This window comes from Cytobacillus luteolus, assembly GCF_017873715.1.
Taxonomy (GTDB): domain Bacteria; phylum Bacillota; class Bacilli; order Bacillales; family Bacillaceae_L; genus Bacillus_BV; species Bacillus_BV luteola.
In genome coordinates this window covers 178,506-196,125 of the sequence record NZ_JAGGKM010000006.1, presented here as the reverse complement: position 1 = coordinate 196,125, position 17,620 = coordinate 178,506, and the positions used below count along the sequence as shown (strand labels likewise).

General features: G+C 35.2%; 19 protein-coding genes. 9 read left to right on the top strand and 10 right to left on the bottom strand.

Annotated features, from left to right (window positions below):
• The first annotated feature begins 87 nt into the window (after positions 1-87).
• The 4 genes from J2Z26_RS17705 to J2Z26_RS17690 are packed head-to-tail and all read left to right on the top strand — an operon-like array spanning position 88 to position 3,225.
• Positions 88-732 carry a TetR/AcrR family transcriptional regulator gene (locus J2Z26_RS17705; RefSeq protein ID WP_193539935.1) on the top strand — a complete coding sequence of 215 codons (645 nt, stop codon included), beginning with the start codon at positions 88-90 and terminating at the stop codon, positions 730-732.
• Positions 729-1,613, top strand: a complete 885-nt coding sequence (locus J2Z26_RS17700) for an ABC transporter ATP-binding protein (RefSeq protein ID WP_193539934.1) — start codon at positions 729-731, stop codon at positions 1,611-1,613. The genes J2Z26_RS17705 and J2Z26_RS17700 overlap by 4 nt, the downstream gene beginning before the upstream one ends.
• 4 nt (positions 1,614-1,617) lie before the next feature.
• On the top strand, positions 1,618-2,415 hold the full coding sequence (locus J2Z26_RS17695; RefSeq protein ID WP_193539933.1) for an ABC transporter permease subunit: 798 nt from the start codon (positions 1,618-1,620) through the stop codon (positions 2,413-2,415).
• A gap of 15 nt (positions 2,416-2,430) precedes the next feature.
• The gene (locus J2Z26_RS17690; RefSeq protein WP_193539932.1) at positions 2,431-3,225 is read left to right on the top strand and encodes an ABC transporter permease subunit; all 795 of its coding nucleotides are present in this window, start codon (positions 2,431-2,433) and stop codon (positions 3,223-3,225) included.
• A 72-nt stretch (positions 3,226-3,297) separates the two neighbouring features.
• On the opposite strand, the gene J2Z26_RS17685 is transcribed toward J2Z26_RS17690, so the two are convergent.
• From J2Z26_RS17685 to J2Z26_RS17675, 3 genes are all read right to left on the bottom strand, one after another.
• Positions 3,298-4,347 carry a PAS domain-containing sensor histidine kinase gene (locus tag J2Z26_RS17685; protein WP_193539969.1) on the bottom strand — a complete coding sequence of 350 codons (1,050 nt, stop codon included), beginning with the start codon at positions 4,345-4,347 and terminating at the stop codon, positions 3,298-3,300.
• Between the two features lie 49 nt (positions 4,348-4,396).
• On the bottom strand, positions 4,397-5,050 hold the full coding sequence (locus tag J2Z26_RS17680) for a response regulator (protein ID WP_193539931.1): 654 nt from the start codon (positions 5,048-5,050) through the stop codon (positions 4,397-4,399).
• A gap of 99 nt (positions 5,051-5,149) precedes the next feature.
• Complete coding sequence (locus J2Z26_RS17675; protein ID WP_193539930.1) at positions 5,150-5,593, bottom strand: GAF domain-containing protein; 444 nt, start codon at positions 5,591-5,593, stop codon at positions 5,150-5,152.
• A gap of 365 nt (positions 5,594-5,958) precedes the next feature.
• On the opposite strand from J2Z26_RS17675, the gene J2Z26_RS17670 reads away from it, so the two are divergent.
• The 3 genes from J2Z26_RS17670 (at position 5,959) to J2Z26_RS17660 (ending at position 8,932) form a co-directional block, all read left to right on the top strand.
• Positions 5,959-6,681, top strand: coding sequence for a Crp/Fnr family transcriptional regulator (locus tag J2Z26_RS17670; protein WP_193539929.1), 723 nt, complete (start codon positions 5,959-5,961; stop codon positions 6,679-6,681).
• A gap of 515 nt (positions 6,682-7,196) precedes the next feature.
• Positions 7,197-8,429 carry a sensor domain-containing diguanylate cyclase gene (locus tag J2Z26_RS17665; protein ID WP_193539928.1) on the top strand — a complete coding sequence of 411 codons (1,233 nt, stop codon included), beginning with the start codon at positions 7,197-7,199 and terminating at the stop codon, positions 8,427-8,429.
• A gap of 104 nt (positions 8,430-8,533) precedes the next feature.
• The gene (locus tag J2Z26_RS17660; protein ID WP_209794403.1) at positions 8,534-8,932 is read left to right on the top strand and encodes a YbaN family protein; all 399 of its coding nucleotides are present in this window, start codon (positions 8,534-8,536) and stop codon (positions 8,930-8,932) included.
• Positions 8,933-8,954: 22 nt separating this feature from the next.
• On the opposite strand, the gene J2Z26_RS17655 is transcribed toward J2Z26_RS17660, so the two are convergent.
• Complete coding sequence (locus tag J2Z26_RS17655) at positions 8,955-9,395, bottom strand: hypothetical protein (RefSeq protein WP_193539927.1); 441 nt, start codon at positions 9,393-9,395, stop codon at positions 8,955-8,957.
• Positions 9,396-9,403: 8 nt separating this feature from the next.
• Positions 9,404-9,754, bottom strand: coding sequence for an ASCH domain-containing protein (locus J2Z26_RS17650; RefSeq protein WP_193539926.1), 351 nt, complete (start codon positions 9,752-9,754; stop codon positions 9,404-9,406).
• A 141-nt stretch (positions 9,755-9,895) separates the two neighbouring features.
• On the opposite strand from J2Z26_RS17650, the gene J2Z26_RS17645 reads away from it, so the two are divergent.
• Positions 9,896-11,356, top strand: coding sequence for a PAS domain-containing sensor histidine kinase (locus J2Z26_RS17645; RefSeq protein ID WP_193539925.1), 1,461 nt, complete (start codon positions 9,896-9,898; stop codon positions 11,354-11,356).
• A 36-nt stretch (positions 11,357-11,392) separates the two neighbouring features.
• Here J2Z26_RS17645 and J2Z26_RS17640 read toward each other — a convergent pair whose 3' ends face one another.
• From J2Z26_RS17640 to J2Z26_RS17620, 5 genes are all read right to left on the bottom strand, one after another.
• Complete coding sequence (locus J2Z26_RS17640) at positions 11,393-12,658, bottom strand: MFS transporter (protein ID WP_193539924.1); 1,266 nt, start codon at positions 12,656-12,658, stop codon at positions 11,393-11,395.
• A gap of 141 nt (positions 12,659-12,799) precedes the next feature.
• Positions 12,800-13,246, bottom strand: coding sequence for a small multi-drug export protein (locus J2Z26_RS17635; RefSeq protein WP_193539923.1), 447 nt, complete (start codon positions 13,244-13,246; stop codon positions 12,800-12,802).
• 30 nt (positions 13,247-13,276) lie between these two features.
• A complete protein-coding gene (locus J2Z26_RS17630) occupies positions 13,277-14,929 on the bottom strand; it encodes a M20/M25/M40 family metallo-hydrolase (protein ID WP_193539922.1) in 1,653 nt (550 codons plus the stop codon).
• Between the two features lie 403 nt (positions 14,930-15,332).
• Positions 15,333-15,716 carry a hypothetical protein gene (locus tag J2Z26_RS17625; RefSeq protein WP_193539919.1) on the bottom strand — a complete coding sequence of 128 codons (384 nt, stop codon included), beginning with the start codon at positions 15,714-15,716 and terminating at the stop codon, positions 15,333-15,335.
• 15 nt (positions 15,717-15,731) lie between these two features.
• Positions 15,732-16,094 (bottom strand): DUF2089 domain-containing protein, encoded by a 363-nt coding sequence (locus tag J2Z26_RS17620; RefSeq protein WP_193539967.1) that lies wholly within the window; start codon positions 16,092-16,094, stop codon positions 15,732-15,734.
• A 255-nt stretch (positions 16,095-16,349) separates the two neighbouring features.
• Here J2Z26_RS17620 and J2Z26_RS17615 point away from each other — a divergent pair, with 255 nt between their 5' ends.
• Positions 16,350-17,513 carry a PstS family phosphate ABC transporter substrate-binding protein gene (locus tag J2Z26_RS17615; protein ID WP_319638105.1) on the top strand — a complete coding sequence of 388 codons (1,164 nt, stop codon included), beginning with the start codon at positions 16,350-16,352 and terminating at the stop codon, positions 17,511-17,513.
• Positions 17,514-17,620: the final 107 nt, after the last annotated feature.

The window sequence follows — 17,620 nt, the reverse complement described above, 5'->3', positions numbered from 1 at the left end:
TTGACCAAAGTGGTCAGTTGGGAATATAATGTAATTGACCGATGTGGTCAATATGTTGAAACTAGTTTCGAAAGTAGGCATTAATAGATGAATTCAGAAAAGTTTTTAAGCCTAGAACAAGAAAAAAGGGATCGAATTCTAAATGCAGCACTGAATGAATTCACCCAAAAAGGATATGACAATGCATCGACTAACGAAATTGTCAAAGGAGCAGGGATATCAAAAGGGCTGCTATTTCATTACTTTAATAATAAAAAAGAGCTATTTTTCTTTCTGTATGACTATTTTGTAGAAATTATAATGGAGGAGATGTTTGCAGAACTGGATTTAACAGAAAAGGATATATTTAATCGCTTACGAAATATCATCCTGCTCAAAAGTAAATTGATGAACAAATACCCTGAAATATTTAATTTTATGGTCGCTGTACAAATGGAAAAGTCAAGTGAAGTCAAAACTGAATTAAATGATAGCAATAGTAAGTTATTAAGAGAGCATTCAGCTAAATTGTTTGATGGCATTGATACAACTAAATTTAAAGAAGGAACTGATGTTCAAAGAACAATTAATATTATCCTTTGGACACTAGAAGGCTTTAGCAATCAGGCACTTGAAAAAGCAAGACTACTAGAGGATGCGAACGATAGCTTTACCGAAGCATTTGAGGAAGTTGATATTTATATAGAGATGTTAAGAAATTCTTTCTACGCAGAAGGAGGAGACAAAGCATGAATGTAATTGAAATTAATAAATTAACGAAGAGCTATGGTAAGTCACGTGGAATTGTAGATGTAAGTTTTCATGTAGAACAAGGCGAAATCTTTGGGTTTATCGGACCGAATGGTGCTGGTAAGTCAACGACAATTCGTACACTATTATCCTTAATCTACCCAACTAGTGGTAGTGCCACAATATTTGGCAAAGACATTATTGAACATGGACCAGAGATTAAAATGGAAATAGGCTATTTGCCTTCTGAGGTTTTTTATTACGACAATATGAAGGTAATAGATCTGCTAAAATACTCTGCAAGCTTTTATAAAAAAGATTGTACAAAAAGAATAAAAGAACTAGCTGAACTGCTAGAACTAGATTTAACGAAGAAAATTGATGACCTGAGTCTAGGGAATAAAAAGAAGGTTGGTATCGTTCAGGGGTTATTACATGAACCTAAGTTAATTATTCTCGACGAACCTACGAGTGGGCTAGACCCATTAATGCAACAGAAGTTCTTTGATCTACTAGAAAAAGAGAACAAGAAGGGTGCTACGATCCTCTTCTCTTCACATATTCTAAGTGAAGTTCAGCGACTATGTGATCGAGTAGCCATTATAAAGGATGGACGCATAGTTCAAGTTGAAAAGATTAGTACGTTAAAAGAAAATAACTATAAGAAAATTAAGATTGAAACAAAAGCACAGATTGAACAAAACTACTTTTTAGATCAAGGTGTCAACCAACTAGAGGTAAATGGAAATCTAGTAAGTTTTATGTTCAAGGGTGATATTAATCCAATTCTGAAAAAGATTTCGGAGATTGAGATCTCAAATATTTGGATAGAGGAGCCTAGTCTAGAAGAAATCTTTATGCATTTTTACGAAAAGGAGGACTAAGGCTATGAATATGTATCTTCATGAATTACGGGTATATCGTAAGTCCACGATTATATGGACTTTGGCTCAGATGTCACTCGTCGTCCTATTCCTTGCGATTTTCCCTTCTTTTGCAAGTGACGCTCAAGCCTTTAAGGAAATGTTAGAGGGCTTTCCAGAAGAGTTGCGTAAAGCAATTGGACTATCGGTTGATAGTATCGCAACAGTGATAGGTTTCTACTCTTATATATTCTTATATTTAAAGCTTTGTGGTGCTATTCAAGCAATGAATCTAGGAACATCATTGGTATCTAAAGAAACGAGTGAAAAGACAGCGGACTTCCTACTGACAAAGCCAGTTACTCGTTATCAGATTTTATCAGCAAAATTACTAGCGGCTTTCACATCACTTATCGTTACGAATGTCTTTTTCATAGGAACCACTATAATGATGGCAATATTCGTAAGCGAGAAGGAGTTCAACGTAACAGTCTTATTCTTAATAGCCGTAAGCTTATTTTTAATGCAGCTTATTTTCCTATCAATAGGAGTGATTGTTTCTGTGGTATTTCCAAAAATAAAATCTGTTATATCTGTCTCATTAGGGACTGTGTTTGGATTTTTTATGGTTGCGATGGTAAGCTCGGCGATGGATGACACGGCTTTAAGATACATTACGCCTTTTAATTACTTTAATACAAGTTATATTATTGAAAACGCAAGCTATGAAGGGTCATTTTTATTAGTTGGTGGATTAATCATTGTTGCAGCTATTTCTGCAAGTTTCTATATTTATCACAAAAGAGATGTTCATACTGTTTAGGGAGGTGGATTCATAATGAATTTATTTGTCAGAGAATTAAAGGCTCATCGAAAGTCACTAATAATATGGAGTATAGGTATGGTCTTATTGATTGTAAGTGGTGTAGGAAAGTATTCAGGTTTTTCCGCCAGTGATCAATCAATGAATGAATTAATGTCTCAAATGCCAAAATCTCTTCAAGCCATTATGGGTTCCAATTCTTTCGACCTTTCCACCATTATGGGCTATTATGGACTACTATTTTTATATATTGTACTAATGGCTGTTATTCATTCGAGTATGCTTGGAGCGACCATTATCGCAAAAGAGGAAAGAGATAAAACAGCGGAGTTTTTATTTGTTAAACCGTTGTCTAGAAATAAAATTATTTCATCAAAACTATGTGCAACCCTAGTAAATGTAGTGGTGCTCAATATAATAACTTTTATATCTTCTTTACTAATTGTGCAGCAAAATGCAGACGGAGCAGCTGTTTTTAAGGACATAGCTTTACTAATGATGGGTCTGTTTATGCTACAAATTTTATTCATGTCCATTGGAACAGCATTAGCAGCTTTAAAAAAGAACTCAAAAAAAGCCGCATCTATAGCAACGGCAATCTTACTTGCGGCCTTTATTTTGTCCATTGCTATTGATATGAAAGAAAGTCTCGAACCACTAAGATTCCTTACACCTTTTAAATACTTTGAAGCGAAGCAAATTCTTAGTGGTGGAGGATATGAGACAATATATTTTATCCTTTCTTTCGTTCTGATCTTTATTCTCATTGCCCTAACATTTACATCCTATAAAAAAAGAGATTTGAATTAAGATTTGGGGCCTGACCCCCGGCACGCTAAAGCTTTAAAGCGCCGGGGGTCAGGCCCCAAGGTTTTCAAGTTTTTATTTTGGTACATTGAATTCGATTGTTGTGCCTTCACCTTCTGTTGAAGTGATAGAGAAGTGTCCGCCTACTCCTTTTGCTCGTTCTTCCATGCTGAAGAGACCGACGCCTTTACCTTTTCTATCTCTGATAAATCCTTTACCTTTATCAACAATCTTAACTACCACTTCACTATCTGTTTCATGAACAGAAACGGAAGCTTCATCTACATTGGCGTATTTACCGATATTCGTTAATGCCTCTTGAATCACTCGATAGATGGTTGTTTCTTTTTGAATATCAATTCTAGTTCTAAGGTTACAGTCAAAATGTACTTTGATTCCATAGTGCTGAGAGAAATTTTCGATATACTTTCGAATTGCCGGTACTACTCCAAGATCATCTAAAACAGATGGTCGAAGCTCCCAAGCAAGTCCTCGGATATCTTCAATAACAAAAGAAACATCATCTCTCAGTTTTTGGAGGCGATTATCTGTTGTGTCACTAATTAGTTGGTCAAGTTGAATTAGAAGTGAGAACATACTTTGCCCAACACCGTCATGTAATTCTCTCGAGAATCGCTTTCGTTCTTCTTCTTGAATACTAATGACACGGTTCATCATTTTCTCAAGTTCATCTTGAACTTCTTTAAGTTCTGTTACTTCACTACGAACGGCTAAATATTGATAGGGTTTCCCATCATCATCTAAGAATGGAACAATAGTCGTGTTTACCCAATAGAAAGAGCCATCTTTTGCTCTATTTTTGATTTCACCCTTCCAGACCTTTCCAGATGAAATCGTTTCCCATAATGAAGTCATGAATTCTTTACTGTGATATCCTGAGTTAATTATTCTATGGTCTTTACCAAGTAATTCTTCCTTAGTGTACTGAGATATCTCGCAGAATTTCTTATTCACATATTGTATTCTTCCTTTTTGGTCCGTTAAAGCAACAATTGATGATTCATCAAGGGCGAACGTTAAATCTGTAAGATGGGTTAAGGATTGTTTTAACTCCGTACGTAAATTTGAATCCTGAATATGATCCTGAAGAGTAGCTAAAAGCATTTCTACATTTGGGCCACCAATTTCAGATTGGTGAGATAGACGTTCTTTTTTATTCAAAACGGAGCAATCCTTTCTTCATAGCGTATTCAACTAATTCTGGTCTAGTTTTTATACCTAGTTTCTCCATTAAGTTGCTTTTGTGGGACTCAACCGTTTTAACACTAATCACTAAATGAGATGCTATTTCCTTATTAGAGTAACCTTTTGCAATCCACTCTAAAATCTCTTTCTCACGGTCAGATAATAACTCAAACGAATTTGAGCCCTCGCCATTTTTCACACGGTCCATATAACCACTCATTAAACTTTTTGTTGCCGTTGGGTTTAAATAAGCATTACCGGAAGCAACTGAATGGATAGCGGATAAAAGGTCCTCATGCGGAGCATTCTTTAGGATGTAACCTGAAGCACCTGAATGGATTGCACGGAATAAGTATTCCTCGTCATCATGCATGGTTAGGATAAGAATTGCTACCTGAGGCATTAGTTCATGTAATTCCTTAGTCGCAGTTAAGCCATCTTTACCATGAGGCATACTTAAATCCATTAGGACAACATCAGGATTTAATTCCTGTGCTTTACGGATTGCCTCATCCCCTTCAGAAGCTTCCCCTATTACTTCAATATTATCTTTACCGTTTAGTAACATCATTAGTCCCGATCGTACTACGACATGGTCGTCTACAATAAGAAGTTTAATCATTTTATTCCTCCTTCACCAATTGATCGTAGTGTGACATTTCTCACAGTTAGTTCAATCATATAAAAAAAAATGAATCCTTTCAATGGGATTCATTAGTCATTATGGTATTGCTTTTAAAAATAAGGATGATATTTCCTCAGCTTTACGTCCGACAAAGGAAATTTGTTCTTCACTATACTCCTTAGGAGAGCGTGACCCTATTAGTAAGATACCTAGAATTTGATTGTATGATTTAACGGGAACTGCAAGGGCTGATTGTAAATTCTCAGCAAGCATGATTGGGTACTCAAGCCTTCTCAGTGCTACATCAGGTGTATTCTGGTCGATAATTATGTTTCTTCCAAAACGGACAACTGATCCAGACAAGCCTTTTCCAGGTTTCCCGATCATTTGTTTATATCTTTTATTCTGATTACCATAAACATATTTCCAATGAATCTCGTAGTTGTGCTCATTTACTTGTGCAAACGCAGAGAAATCACTTGATGTTGCTGTACAAAGTGCATTAAGTTGGGCTTCCATTTCTATTTTTATTGTCTCCACATTAATCTCCCCTTGATCACTTGTTCTGTGACCTTCTGCTCTTGGGACCAGCTGCACTATGAATCTTCTGCAGCAAGCTGAAAGGTAACAATTTACAACTACCTTATAAATATCTTACTTCATCCATTGTAATCCTTTTTAGGGAGATTGTAATTCAGGGAATTCCCCTAACTTTACTTTCAGGAAAATGACTTTCTCTCATCATTTTTACTGTTTTCCACTAGGATTATACAAAATCTTGGGGAAAAGTACGTAAGTTGAATAGGGAAAAAACGAATGTAAAGTTCAGTAATTCCCCCGATACCGTAATTAACACTATGGATATATGATTAAAGTACAAAGAAACACAACAGGGGGAATGAAAAATGGCAATCATGCTTCAACAATCAAATCAAGGTTATTCTTTTAATATAGATTCAATTAAAAAGAGTGTAATCCAATTCTTATCGACTGAGAACTTTGATAAGTTACAAGGAATTATGAGAACAAAGAAGATAGCAGCTGGTCACCATTTATTTTGGGAAGGCGAGCAAATGGATAAGTTATACTATGTTCAATCAGGAAGAGTTAAATTAAGAACATCAACTGAGAGTGGTAAAGAGTTTCTTCTTTCTATTAAAGAAGAAGGCAGCATCTTAGGTGAGTTTCTTGGAATCAATGATGAATTATATTATGACTACCGAGCAGAAGTAACGGAAGACAGTGAGGTAGGGGTAATTTTATTAAAAGATTTAAAGAAGTTAATGTATGAATTCGGAAGCTTCGCAGTAGAGTTTATGAGTTGGTTAGGGTGGATGCACCGCGCAACTCAATCAAAATTAAATGACCTATTATTCAATGATAAGACAGGTGCATTAGCTTCAACATTAGTTCGATTAGCTACGAACAATGGAGTTAAGTGTGCTGATGGAATCCTAATCACGATCGAATTAACAAATAAGGAATATGGTGACTATATTGGAACATCAAGAGAAAGTGTTAACCGTATTTTAAATGGTTGGAAAAGAGAAGGAATCATTGATTATATTGACCGCAAAGTTGTGGTATGTAACATTGAAAAACTATATGAGATTTGTGAATGTCTATAAGATGTGTACTATACGTTATTTACTGTATGGTGCCTATCCTCCAGTGTATTTCTTCCCAAGTACATTGGAGGGTGGGCACCATTATTTCTATTGTAAAATAATAGAAATAGAGGTACAATAGATTGAATAGGAATAAAGGCCCATATAAGAGGTTATCCTCTTAACATCTTGTATAGGGGCAATTAATCATTCGATTTCTAAACTACAGTTATTTCTTCTAGTAGAAAAGCGACAAGCACCTCTTCCTTTCAGATGAAGCCTACAGGGTAGGATGACTCATCTTAAAAAAATTTACTTACTTTCTATGTAATCTTTTGTAAAATAGAATTAGGAGCCTATCTCCAAAAACGATTTATTTTTGCTCTAAATTGTTTGAATAATCGGTAAGTTAATAGATGAATTTGCAGTTTACCAATGATTATAAATGAACAGCTAATACTTCATAGTAGTATGACACATACCAGTCCTTTAGCACAGTGATAATGTATTAAGGCAAGATGAAGGAAAATACTTTTATGGAAGTGGTTAAAATGGGGAATTTTAATCTCAAGAGTGTAAATCTGAATGTTTTAACTAAGATTTATCATCTTTTAAAGAGAATTGGTTCTGAGAAAAACATTGTTAATGATGACATCTATGATGATCTTAAAAATAATGTTGAAGATACACAAGAGAAAGAAATTGTTAACGCTTTACTTGATCAAGTTCAAGTCATCAACGATCAAATGGAGAATATGAAATGGTTAAACAAACATTACAAGATTCTACATGAATTTGCGCTAACATGTAGTAAAACACTTAATGAGGATGTTTTGCTTAAAAAGGCTTATGAAATGGTGTCCCAGGTAATGCCGACAGATTCATTCTTCGTTGCTTTATACAATGAGGGTGACTCTTTTAGTCAATTGGCCTTTATGATGGATAGTGGAGAACAGTATCCGAAGCAGAAAATTGAATTTGGTGATAACTACACAACAAAGGTAATTACGTCTAGAGAAATAATTCATATGAAAAGAGCAAGCCAAGAAGGTTTGTATAATACGACGATTGGTGATGAAACAAGCTCTTGTATTTTCGTTCCGGTTATTATAGATGACCATGTAAAAGGTGTTATCTCAGCACAAAGCAATGAAAACTTTGCTTATCGAAAAGAACAGGAAGAGCTACTTCAAATTATCGGAACACAGGTTATAAACTCAATGGAAACTGCACGTTTATATGAGAAAATATATAAAATGTCTCAAGTGGACGAAATGACAGGATTAAAAAATTATCGGGCTTTCCACGAAGACTTATCTAAAATAATGAACGATGAGGATGAGGCTATTACTTTATTAATGATAGACTCTGATAACTTAAAGAAAATAAATGATAATTACGGTCATGATATGGGTGACAGGTATTTGAAAGTTCTATCAGATGGTATTAAAAGTATTTCAAATGAGGACATAGAAGGCTACAGGTATGCTGGAGACGAATTTATGGTTATTATTAAATCTCCACTGAATGATAGTGTAAAAGAGCTTTTCCCTAAATTAAAAGACTATTATAGTAAACATCCGATCATTACTTATGATCAGGAAATCATCGTATCAATTAGCTCGGGTATTGCCTCTTATCCAGACCATGGTTCGACTGTTGACTCACTGAAAAAGTCAGCAGACAATGCACTTTATATGGCAAAAGAGCAAGGACGAAATAGCTTAGTGATTACAGAGGAAATAGATAAACATATGTATTTTATTTAGCATCAGACAAACAAGGTTTGATGCTTTTTTTATTTTTAATTTTACCAACTTAGAGTGATATAATGAATAAAGATTAAATGAAGGGTCAGGTCTAGGAGGAGTAAATCATTAAGAAGCTAGTAAAATTCATATATATCGTTGTCGGATTTATTGCACTTGGTTTTGGACTTGTTGGTATAGTTTTACCGGTTCTACCAACAACACCACTATTACTTTTAGCATCTTTTTGTTTTGTTAAGGGGTCAGAACGCTTCGAGCTATGGTTCAAAGGAACAGCAATATATAAGCATCACTTAGAATCATTTGTTATGGAGAGAGCAATGACCCTAAAGCAGAAGATGACAATCTTACTTTTTGCTGATGCAATGATAGCCATTCCATTTTTCATAGTAGATAGTCTTTTATTAAAAGCTACTCTCATACTGATTGTTGTCTATAAGTATTATTATTTCTTCACGAAAATAAAAACCATAAAAGGAAAGACCTTGTCATCCGATTCATGACAAGGTCTTTCCTTTTCGTTAATTACCAAAGATATGGTTTCGTTACCATAAACCACAGCATCGCTAGTAAAAGGCTAATGTAAATCCATACAGTCTGGTTTAGTTTTTTTGCTAAAATACTTCGATCATGACCACTTTCTTCGAACCCTTTGAGCTTTGGTGTAAAGGCTCTAGCTAAAAAGAAGAGGGATAGAAACATAATTACTAGCGTCATTACAATCCACGGCGTCCCCCAAGTCCAAGGTCCGAGTAAAACGAGAAGCACCCCTGAGCCAACGAGTACATGACCAGCATGTTTTGATAATCTTACAACAAACTTAAAAGTTGAAAGATACGCAAATAGTTCCTCTTCTTTAGCATGGATGAGCTTTTTTATGATTGGTAAGAGGATGAAAAATGGGCCAATTGAGGCAACCGCACTTACAACATGAATGAAAATTAAGAATCTGTACAAAAACTCCATAGTTTCTTTTATTTAGTCAAAAGACTAAACTCATGAACCCATACTCTCATATGAGGGAGCCAAGGCATACCTGGATGGTAGGATAGAATAGTTTGCTTATATTCTTCAACATTTTCGAAGCCTTCTTGCTTTGCGTGCTCGTCTGTAAGTTCACCTAAGGATTGGGAGTAGACACGATCGACTTTGAATTTCTTATCTTCTAATGTCATTATCTCTCCAATATCAGCATATCTACCATTCCTGCGTGTAGCTGTCTTTTTTCCTTCAAGCACCTTTTGTACGTCTGTTGGCATAGTAACAAGACGTTCGATTGTACAGGTTTTTGGTGGTAACTCGTTGTGTAGTTCATTACTTGTCATAAAAATGACTCCTCTCAAGTTAATATCTCATCTAAGATATCATAACTTTCGAAGAAGGAGTAGTTTTGAAAAAGGTACTTACACTTCTCTTAAAATTCTGTAAAATGATAATAATGGAATTTGTTTAATGGAGGGTATGTAATGTTAAAAAGTTTTCCAATTCTTGGTGGGTATAAAGAATCAGAATTCTATAATCCGGATGAACTAATTGATTTATTTCTTAAATGTACGGCTGATGCAATTGCGATTGTAGATATGGGAAACCGTTTTATTAGAATAAATGAGATGTATACCAAAATTTTTGGGTATACAGAGGAAGATATTATTGGTAGATGCTTTGATGAGTTCAACACACCAAAGGAAGTATTGGGAATAATTGAGTCGGTTAAAGGTGGGACGGTTATAACCAACTTAATCACCCAGCGATTTCACAAAGATGGGACTGAACTAGATATTGCAGTTTCCTATTCTCCCTTTAGAAATATAAGCGGTCAAATTATAGCAATCATTGCCATTTTTCGTGATGTAACAGAACAAAAACGGATGGAGCGTGAGCTGAATAGAACACGTGAACTTTATAAACTCATCACAGAGAATGCTACAGATTTGATTGCAGTAGTTACTAAGGAGCTAAAAGTAATTTATGCATCACCGTCATTTGAAACAGTAGTGGGGATCAACCCAGATGAATTGGTAGATCGAAATGTAAAAGATTTAATTATGTCAGATAATATAGAAGAATATTTCGATGTTGTTAACCAAGTCATAAGTACTGGTGAACCTCAATTATTAAAAAATCGCATTAAGTCAAGGAAAGATGATGATATATATACAGATTTTACGGTCTCACCTATCTATAATACAAATAGAGAATTTGATTCATTTGTAGTTGTAGGTCGAAATGTTACTGACCGAGTTAAGAATGAAGCAACAATTCGCAATTTAGACAGACTCTCCATAATAGGTCAATTGGCTGCAGGAGTGGCCCATGAGATTCGTAATCCGTTGACAGCATTAAAAGGGTTCTCAAAACTAATGCAAGATAATCCTAATCTTGATAAAAGGGAAGATTATCTTTCTATTATTATGACTGAATTAAATCGCATAGATATGATTGTAAATGAATTTATGTCATTAGCTAAGCCACAAGCAGTTAAATATGAGAGAAATAATATTATTACGATAATTGATAGTACAATTCAGGTTTTACATCCTCAAGCAATGCTACATAATGTTGAATTCGAATTAAACTATACAGTTAATCAGGTAGATGTATTCAGTAATGCACAACAATTGAAGCAGGTCTTTGTTAATTTTATAAAAAATGCGATTGAATCCATGGCTTTTGGTGGGAAAATTAAAATTAACCTATCGTTGACTGAAAATAGTAGGGTTATCGTTACTATAACAGATGAAGGTGTAGGAATCGAAAAAGAGAGATTACGCTTTTTAGGCACCCCCTTTTATACGACAAAGGACAAGGGCATCGGGCTAGGGCTAACTGTAAGTAACAAGATTATACAGGAACATAATGGTACTATGGTAATAGAAAGTAAAAAAGAAGAGGGAACGAAAGTCACTGTAGAGCTCCCTTGTACATAGAAAAAGGCTTGGCAAACAATCTGCCAAGCCTATTGTTTATGAAGTTGGTTTTAATTCTTTTTTAGGAACTGGAACAAATGCAAGAATAACCATCCCTACAATAAATAGAACTACGAGGCTAAACACCCCACTATTTGTATTTCCAGTAAGTTGTGCTGTTACAGCAACAAGCAATGGGCCCATAATGGAAGCGAACTTTCCAAAGATATTGTAAAACCCAAAAAACTCATTTGATTTATGTTTAGGGACTAGCTGTGCAAAATACGAGCGGCTTAGTGCTTGAATACCACCTTGTGAAGTTGCAACAAGCATTGCTAGAATCCAGAAATCGAGCGTGGTTTCTAGGAAATAAGCATAGATACAAACAATTATATAAATAAATATTCCTACATAAAGCATGATTTTGCCAGTGAATCTTTCTGCGAGTCTACCGTATAAAATGGCGAAGGGTGCCGCTACCACTTGTGTAACGAAAAGAATAATAAGTAGATTTGTAGAAGTAATCCCTAAATCAGAGCCATAGGCAGTCGACATTGTAATAATGGTGTGGACACCATCAATATAAAAGAAATAAGCTAGTAGAAAAAGGAAAAGTGCACGATATTTGCGGATCTCCTTGAATGTTTGATTGATCCGTTTAAAGCTATTAATCACCGGATTTGGTTCACGTTCGATATAATAGCGTTGATGTACATTTTTGAGTAAGGGAATAGAAAATACACCCCACCAAATAGCTGTAATAATGAAAGCGATTTTACTTGCAGTTGTTGTAGTAATAGGAATGGTACCAGATTGTGAAAGGATGATAATTGCAATACTTATGATGAATGGTATGGTACTCCCGATGTATCCGAAACTAAAGCCGCGAGCGGACACTCTGTTCATGCGTTCCTCAGTTGAGACGTCCACAAGAAATGCATCGTAAAAAACATTAGCACCTGCAGAGCCAATTGCAGTTACTGTATAACAGATTAATAAAAACAACCATTCGTCACTTGGGATAAAGGCAAGAAATGCAGTAGATGATATCCCTAGAATAAAAAAGAAAGTAAAGAACCGTTTCTTTAAACCTTGATAGTCTGCAATTGTTCCTAAAATAGGGGAAAGCATGGCTAAAATAAATGTAGCGATGGCAATTGTATACCCTAAATAGGCAGTGGAATTAGCTGCACTAACCCCTGCATTTGTAGCTGCTGCTTTATAAAAAAGTGGAAAAACAGCGGTAGAGATAATAATTGAATAGGCAGAATTAGCCCAGTCATAAAACACCCAGCTATTTTCTTCTTTGGTGAGCCGTTTCATCCGTTACACCTCCCTAGTAAACTATTTATATGTCCTATTGTACTAGAAAAGCATACATAAGATATTAGAATTTTTAAAAATTTTACAATTTCTTTACAAGTAATAAAAAAACCCTGAACAACTGTAGTTGTTCAGGATTACTTAATCTCGTGTAAAAAAGTCAAAGCCAAGTGCAGTAGCTACTCCAAATATGAGGGTCCAGAGCCCGATGCTGATTGTTAGCCAGAGTATCGTCCATTTTTTTTCTGCACCTAGAGACATTCCTATGAAGGCTGCGATGTGTGTGCCAATGAGAATAGGTCCTAGTAGTGCAAGGCCTGGTAGCCCGTATTTATTCCAAATGGCTTTAGCACGTTCACTTCGTTTTGAGGGTGCTGTGCCTAGTTTTTCGGCGCGTTTTTGATACCACTGTCTTACCTTTTCAAAGCCTATAATGACAGGGAGCACGGTCGCCATATTTCCAACAAAGGCGACTACCATAACCCAAAAAGGTGAAAGACCTCTTATAATACCTAAAGGAATAACAAGTGCAATTTCAAGCCAAGGAATAGCAGCTCCTAAAAAAACTAACGCATATTCATAAATCATTCCATATCCTCCCTATAGCATCCCATCCGTTTAAAGTAATCTTTTGGTGACACTTCTTATTAGTTTAGGTAAAACATTGAAAGAATAGGGTTTATAGACCCTCTCCGTCCATTGGTGTCCACCTTTTCCGTACACACCCAAGTTGATAGATGGAATGTCTAGTTCCTTCATTTCCCTTAAAGGCAAATGGAATAATTCATCCATTGCAGGGAAATTATTTTTAATTGATACAATATCATCTTCCGAACCATTATAAGATAAAAAGCTCCCATCTGATAGAAAAGGGAAGTATTTCTTTATTGTAAATTGTACCTCTTTGTATTCAGGTTGCTCTAATTCAGTACGGACGGACTTATAAATAAACTCACCCTTTTGATCAGCTTCCTTTAAGAAGTTGGAAGGTAAAAATGGAGGTGCAAAAAACAAAATCACTCTTGGTTTCTTTTCAGGGTCTAGCAAATGAAGCGCCTCTACGATTTTGAAAGCAAGCATTCGATCATCCTGAATATCTTGTTTAAACTTATTCAATGTATCATTGATTACCTTTTGAGGGGATAAGTTACACTCTTCAAGGTATGTAATATAGTCTTCTAATTTAATTACTTCCAGCTTCCACTCTAAATCTCTCTTCGGTAAATCTGTCATTTGACAAAATTCATGAAAAGCACTTTTTTTCGTACTTTCGAATTGATTACAAACGTCTACGGCTATCCTGTACAATTCATCCAGTACCTGTTGTGGAGTTTTCGTATAAACAAAATAATTAAAATAAAGTTTAGTGCTTACAGCTGTTTGTACATCATAGCTTTTCTTATCATCCCTCAAATATAAACAGGTAGGTGGGAGTATGACTTCTCCTTGAATCTTTTCAGAAAGCTCGAGATTCTGCCCTATTCTAAGATTTAATTCGGAAGCAATAAGCGTTGGATCAATTGCGGAAAGATTATCACCTACATGTGCCTCTCTTCCGAAAATGTGAAAACAAGGAAGAAGCTTTCCCGCAACGCCTGTATATATATACTTCGTAATATCACCATCATAAAGTGGCGAAATAAAATCATTATTTATTGCAGCAACATAGTCTAATGAATGTTCTGCCTGTATCTTTTTTAATTCTGTTAGGGATGTTCGTATGCCGGTATGCTGATTCTCTTCGTCAGGATTGAACATAATAAGTAGGTTGCCATTCAGCTCCTCAGGGTGTTGTGAAAAATAAAGAAGGTTTGCAAGATGTACAGCGATACCACTTTGCATATCAAGAGCTCCTCTTCCAAATAACCATTCTCCAGACAAGGCATCTGTCTGTACCTCCTTATCAGCTTCATAGTTAGAGTAGAATTCCTGTAAAGCAACAGGGTCATGAGCAATAGACTGCAAGCCACCGAAATCTTCAGTACCAACTGTATCTAAATGTGCATGATAAATGATTGTGCGATTGGAATCATTTTTACCCTTTATAAAAGCAAACACGTTTTTTCTGTTTAGCATATCGTTCTCAATAACAACTGACCAAGCAAATTTTTTATGAGTACTGAAATATGGAAAGGACTGAATGATTTCTAGAATGAAATCTGCCTTATTACGCTCACCATCGGTACTATTATAACTTTTCATTTTCACTAATTCCCTGGTTAATAACTCAACCTGCTCATCTATTTCTAAACTCTTTAGAATTGAATACATTGTATAATTCCCCTTGCGCTATATTTCCTTCAGTATAAAAGTAAAGTCAGGTTGGAAGCAAATGTAGGATATGTAGTGACATAAAAAGCCCTACTTACGAAGAAGTAGGGGACAAAGTTTAAAGTCTTATCAAAACAGACGTACCATCTTTTAATTTTATATCGACTAATACTAAGCCTTTGTGGTGTCTGAGTTCTTTAATCATTTGCTTCAGATGTGCTTTTAAGAATTTTGGATGATCTAAGTTGAGGTTATGTTTCGTATGCAGGTTTATCTGTCTTGTTACTTTTCTCCATATCCACTCTGAAGAAAGTATTGAACTGGAAGCATGTAAAACAGCCAAAGGTACTGGAATTGTGAAGGAATGGTTTTTATCAGTTTTCACCTTTACTTTTATCATTTTCTATTCTATATAAATAGCGACAGTGTCACCGTTACCAGATTTAATATCAACGATTTTACCATCTACTTCACTTTCAATCGCCTCAATAATTAAATCAATATTGATATCTTCAACGTATTTCTTTGAATCCGGTAAACTAGATGCAATACTATGGCCAGCTTTAAGAACAGCTTTCACGAGCCTAATAGGGAGATTGATGTTAACGTTGTCATTTTCTTTAGAAACCACACGGATTTTTAATGTTTTGTCTAAATAGGCATTATTTTTCACTGGTTTCTGCGTTTCTTGCTTATCTTGTAGTAATTGAATAAGCTCTGCGCCCTTATCTGAGTTGATTTTCCCTTCTTGAACCATCATTAGCACCTTTGAAATTTCTTCTCTCATAAAATCATCCTCCTACTATTCTTTTAATAACTTTATTGCTTCCTCTGGAGTTATCTCTCCGTTTTCTAACATAGCAAGAATCTTCTTTTCATCCTGGTCACTTTTCTTTGGTGTTTCATAACCTAATGAACTGATAATGTCGTTAAGCTTTCCTCTGACAGTGGGGTATGAAATTCCCAACTCTTTTTCAACCTCTTTAATATTTCCTCTACAAGTTAGAAAGGTTTCAACAAAATGAAGTTGATCTTGTGAAAGTAAAGATATCTTTGATAACTCAAAGTCATTTTCCACTGTTGTGTGGCAATGAGAGCATTGTAACTTTTTTACCTTCATGGTTTTGCTACATACAGGACAATTTGAAATAACAGGATAAGCCACTTTATAACCAAATCCTTCCTTTTGTTTGATTGAATTATATAACCAAAAATTCAAAATGTAAATACATTATTTAATTTTATTTATTATAATCAACATATTTATTAATTTTGTTTATGCTTACTTTAATTATTGAGATACTGAAATAAGGTTGCAACTCATAATAATTTGTTTTATAAATACATGAAAATATTCACAACATTCTGTGTTAGAATGGGAATATATGTGAGATTTTTATAAATGGCAGGTGAATTCCTAGTGAACAGTAGTAGTTTGCTTAAAATAGTCGGATTATTAGTAGTTAGTTCAATCATTATCTTTATCAGCTTTATAGCTATTGTTTTCACAAACTTAATGGGGTTAATCAAATTCTATACACCATTTATTATCGTTTTAACCTTAGGAATACTCGTCTTTGTTACGAATGGGTTCTTTACATTTTTAAAGCCAAAACAGTTGAAGGTTAGTTTTCTAAGTTTTTTATCACTATGTTTAGTCGCAGTTATCGTTTATGAAAGCATTGATGCGTATCATAATAGTTTTGAAACATTAGCAGATCAGGAGGTAGATTTATATCAATATCAACCTTTCAACCAATTATCAAAGGTAGCAACTCTAGAGGAAGAGTCAACCTTAAAGCTTGAAGGGGATTTACCCGTATTAGATGGTGCTACAGCACTTTATCCGTTGTACTCAGCCTTTGTGCAAGCAACCTATCCTAAAAAGGAATATGAAATATATCATAGTGAAGTGATGTCGAATAAAACGACCGACGCTTACCAGAATTTAATTAAAGGTAGTGTTGACATCATTTTTGTTGCTGGACCTTCCGAACGTCAATTAAATCAGGCGAAAAATAGGGGCGTCGAGCTGAAGTTAACACCAATTGGGCGGGAGGCATTTGTGTTCTTCGTTAATGCAAAGAATCCTGTAGAGGGCTTAACAATTCAACAAATTCAGGATATATACTCTGGTAAAATCACGAATTGGAGTGAGGTTGGCGGGAAAAAAGAAGACATAAGAGCTTTCCAACGTCCTGCTGACAGTGGAAGTCAAACGGCTCTAGAGAAGTTAATGGGAGATATCCCTATCATGGCTGCACCTACAGAGGATGTGGTAGCAGGAATGGGCGGCATTATCGAGCAAACAGCAAACTATCGTAATTATAAAAATGCAATTGGCTATTCATTTCGCTATTTTTCAATGGATATGATTCATAACAAATCCATTCGTCATCTGAAAATTGACGGTGTTTTTCCTGATAAAGAAACAATCCGTAACAACCAATACCCAATTTCTTCTGAATTTTATGCAGTTACAGCTGGAACGACGAATCCAAATGTAGAGGCTTTTATAGAATGGATCTTGTCAAAACAAGGACAATCACTAGTTGAAAATACAGGTTATGTACCCATCAATTAAGGATTACAAGGTCATAGATTGGAAAAGCTGAAGGTGAGTCTAAATTAGTAAATACGTCTTAAGTCTTAGTCGGTATTACGTTTAAGGTCTATGGAGTTATTTACAAT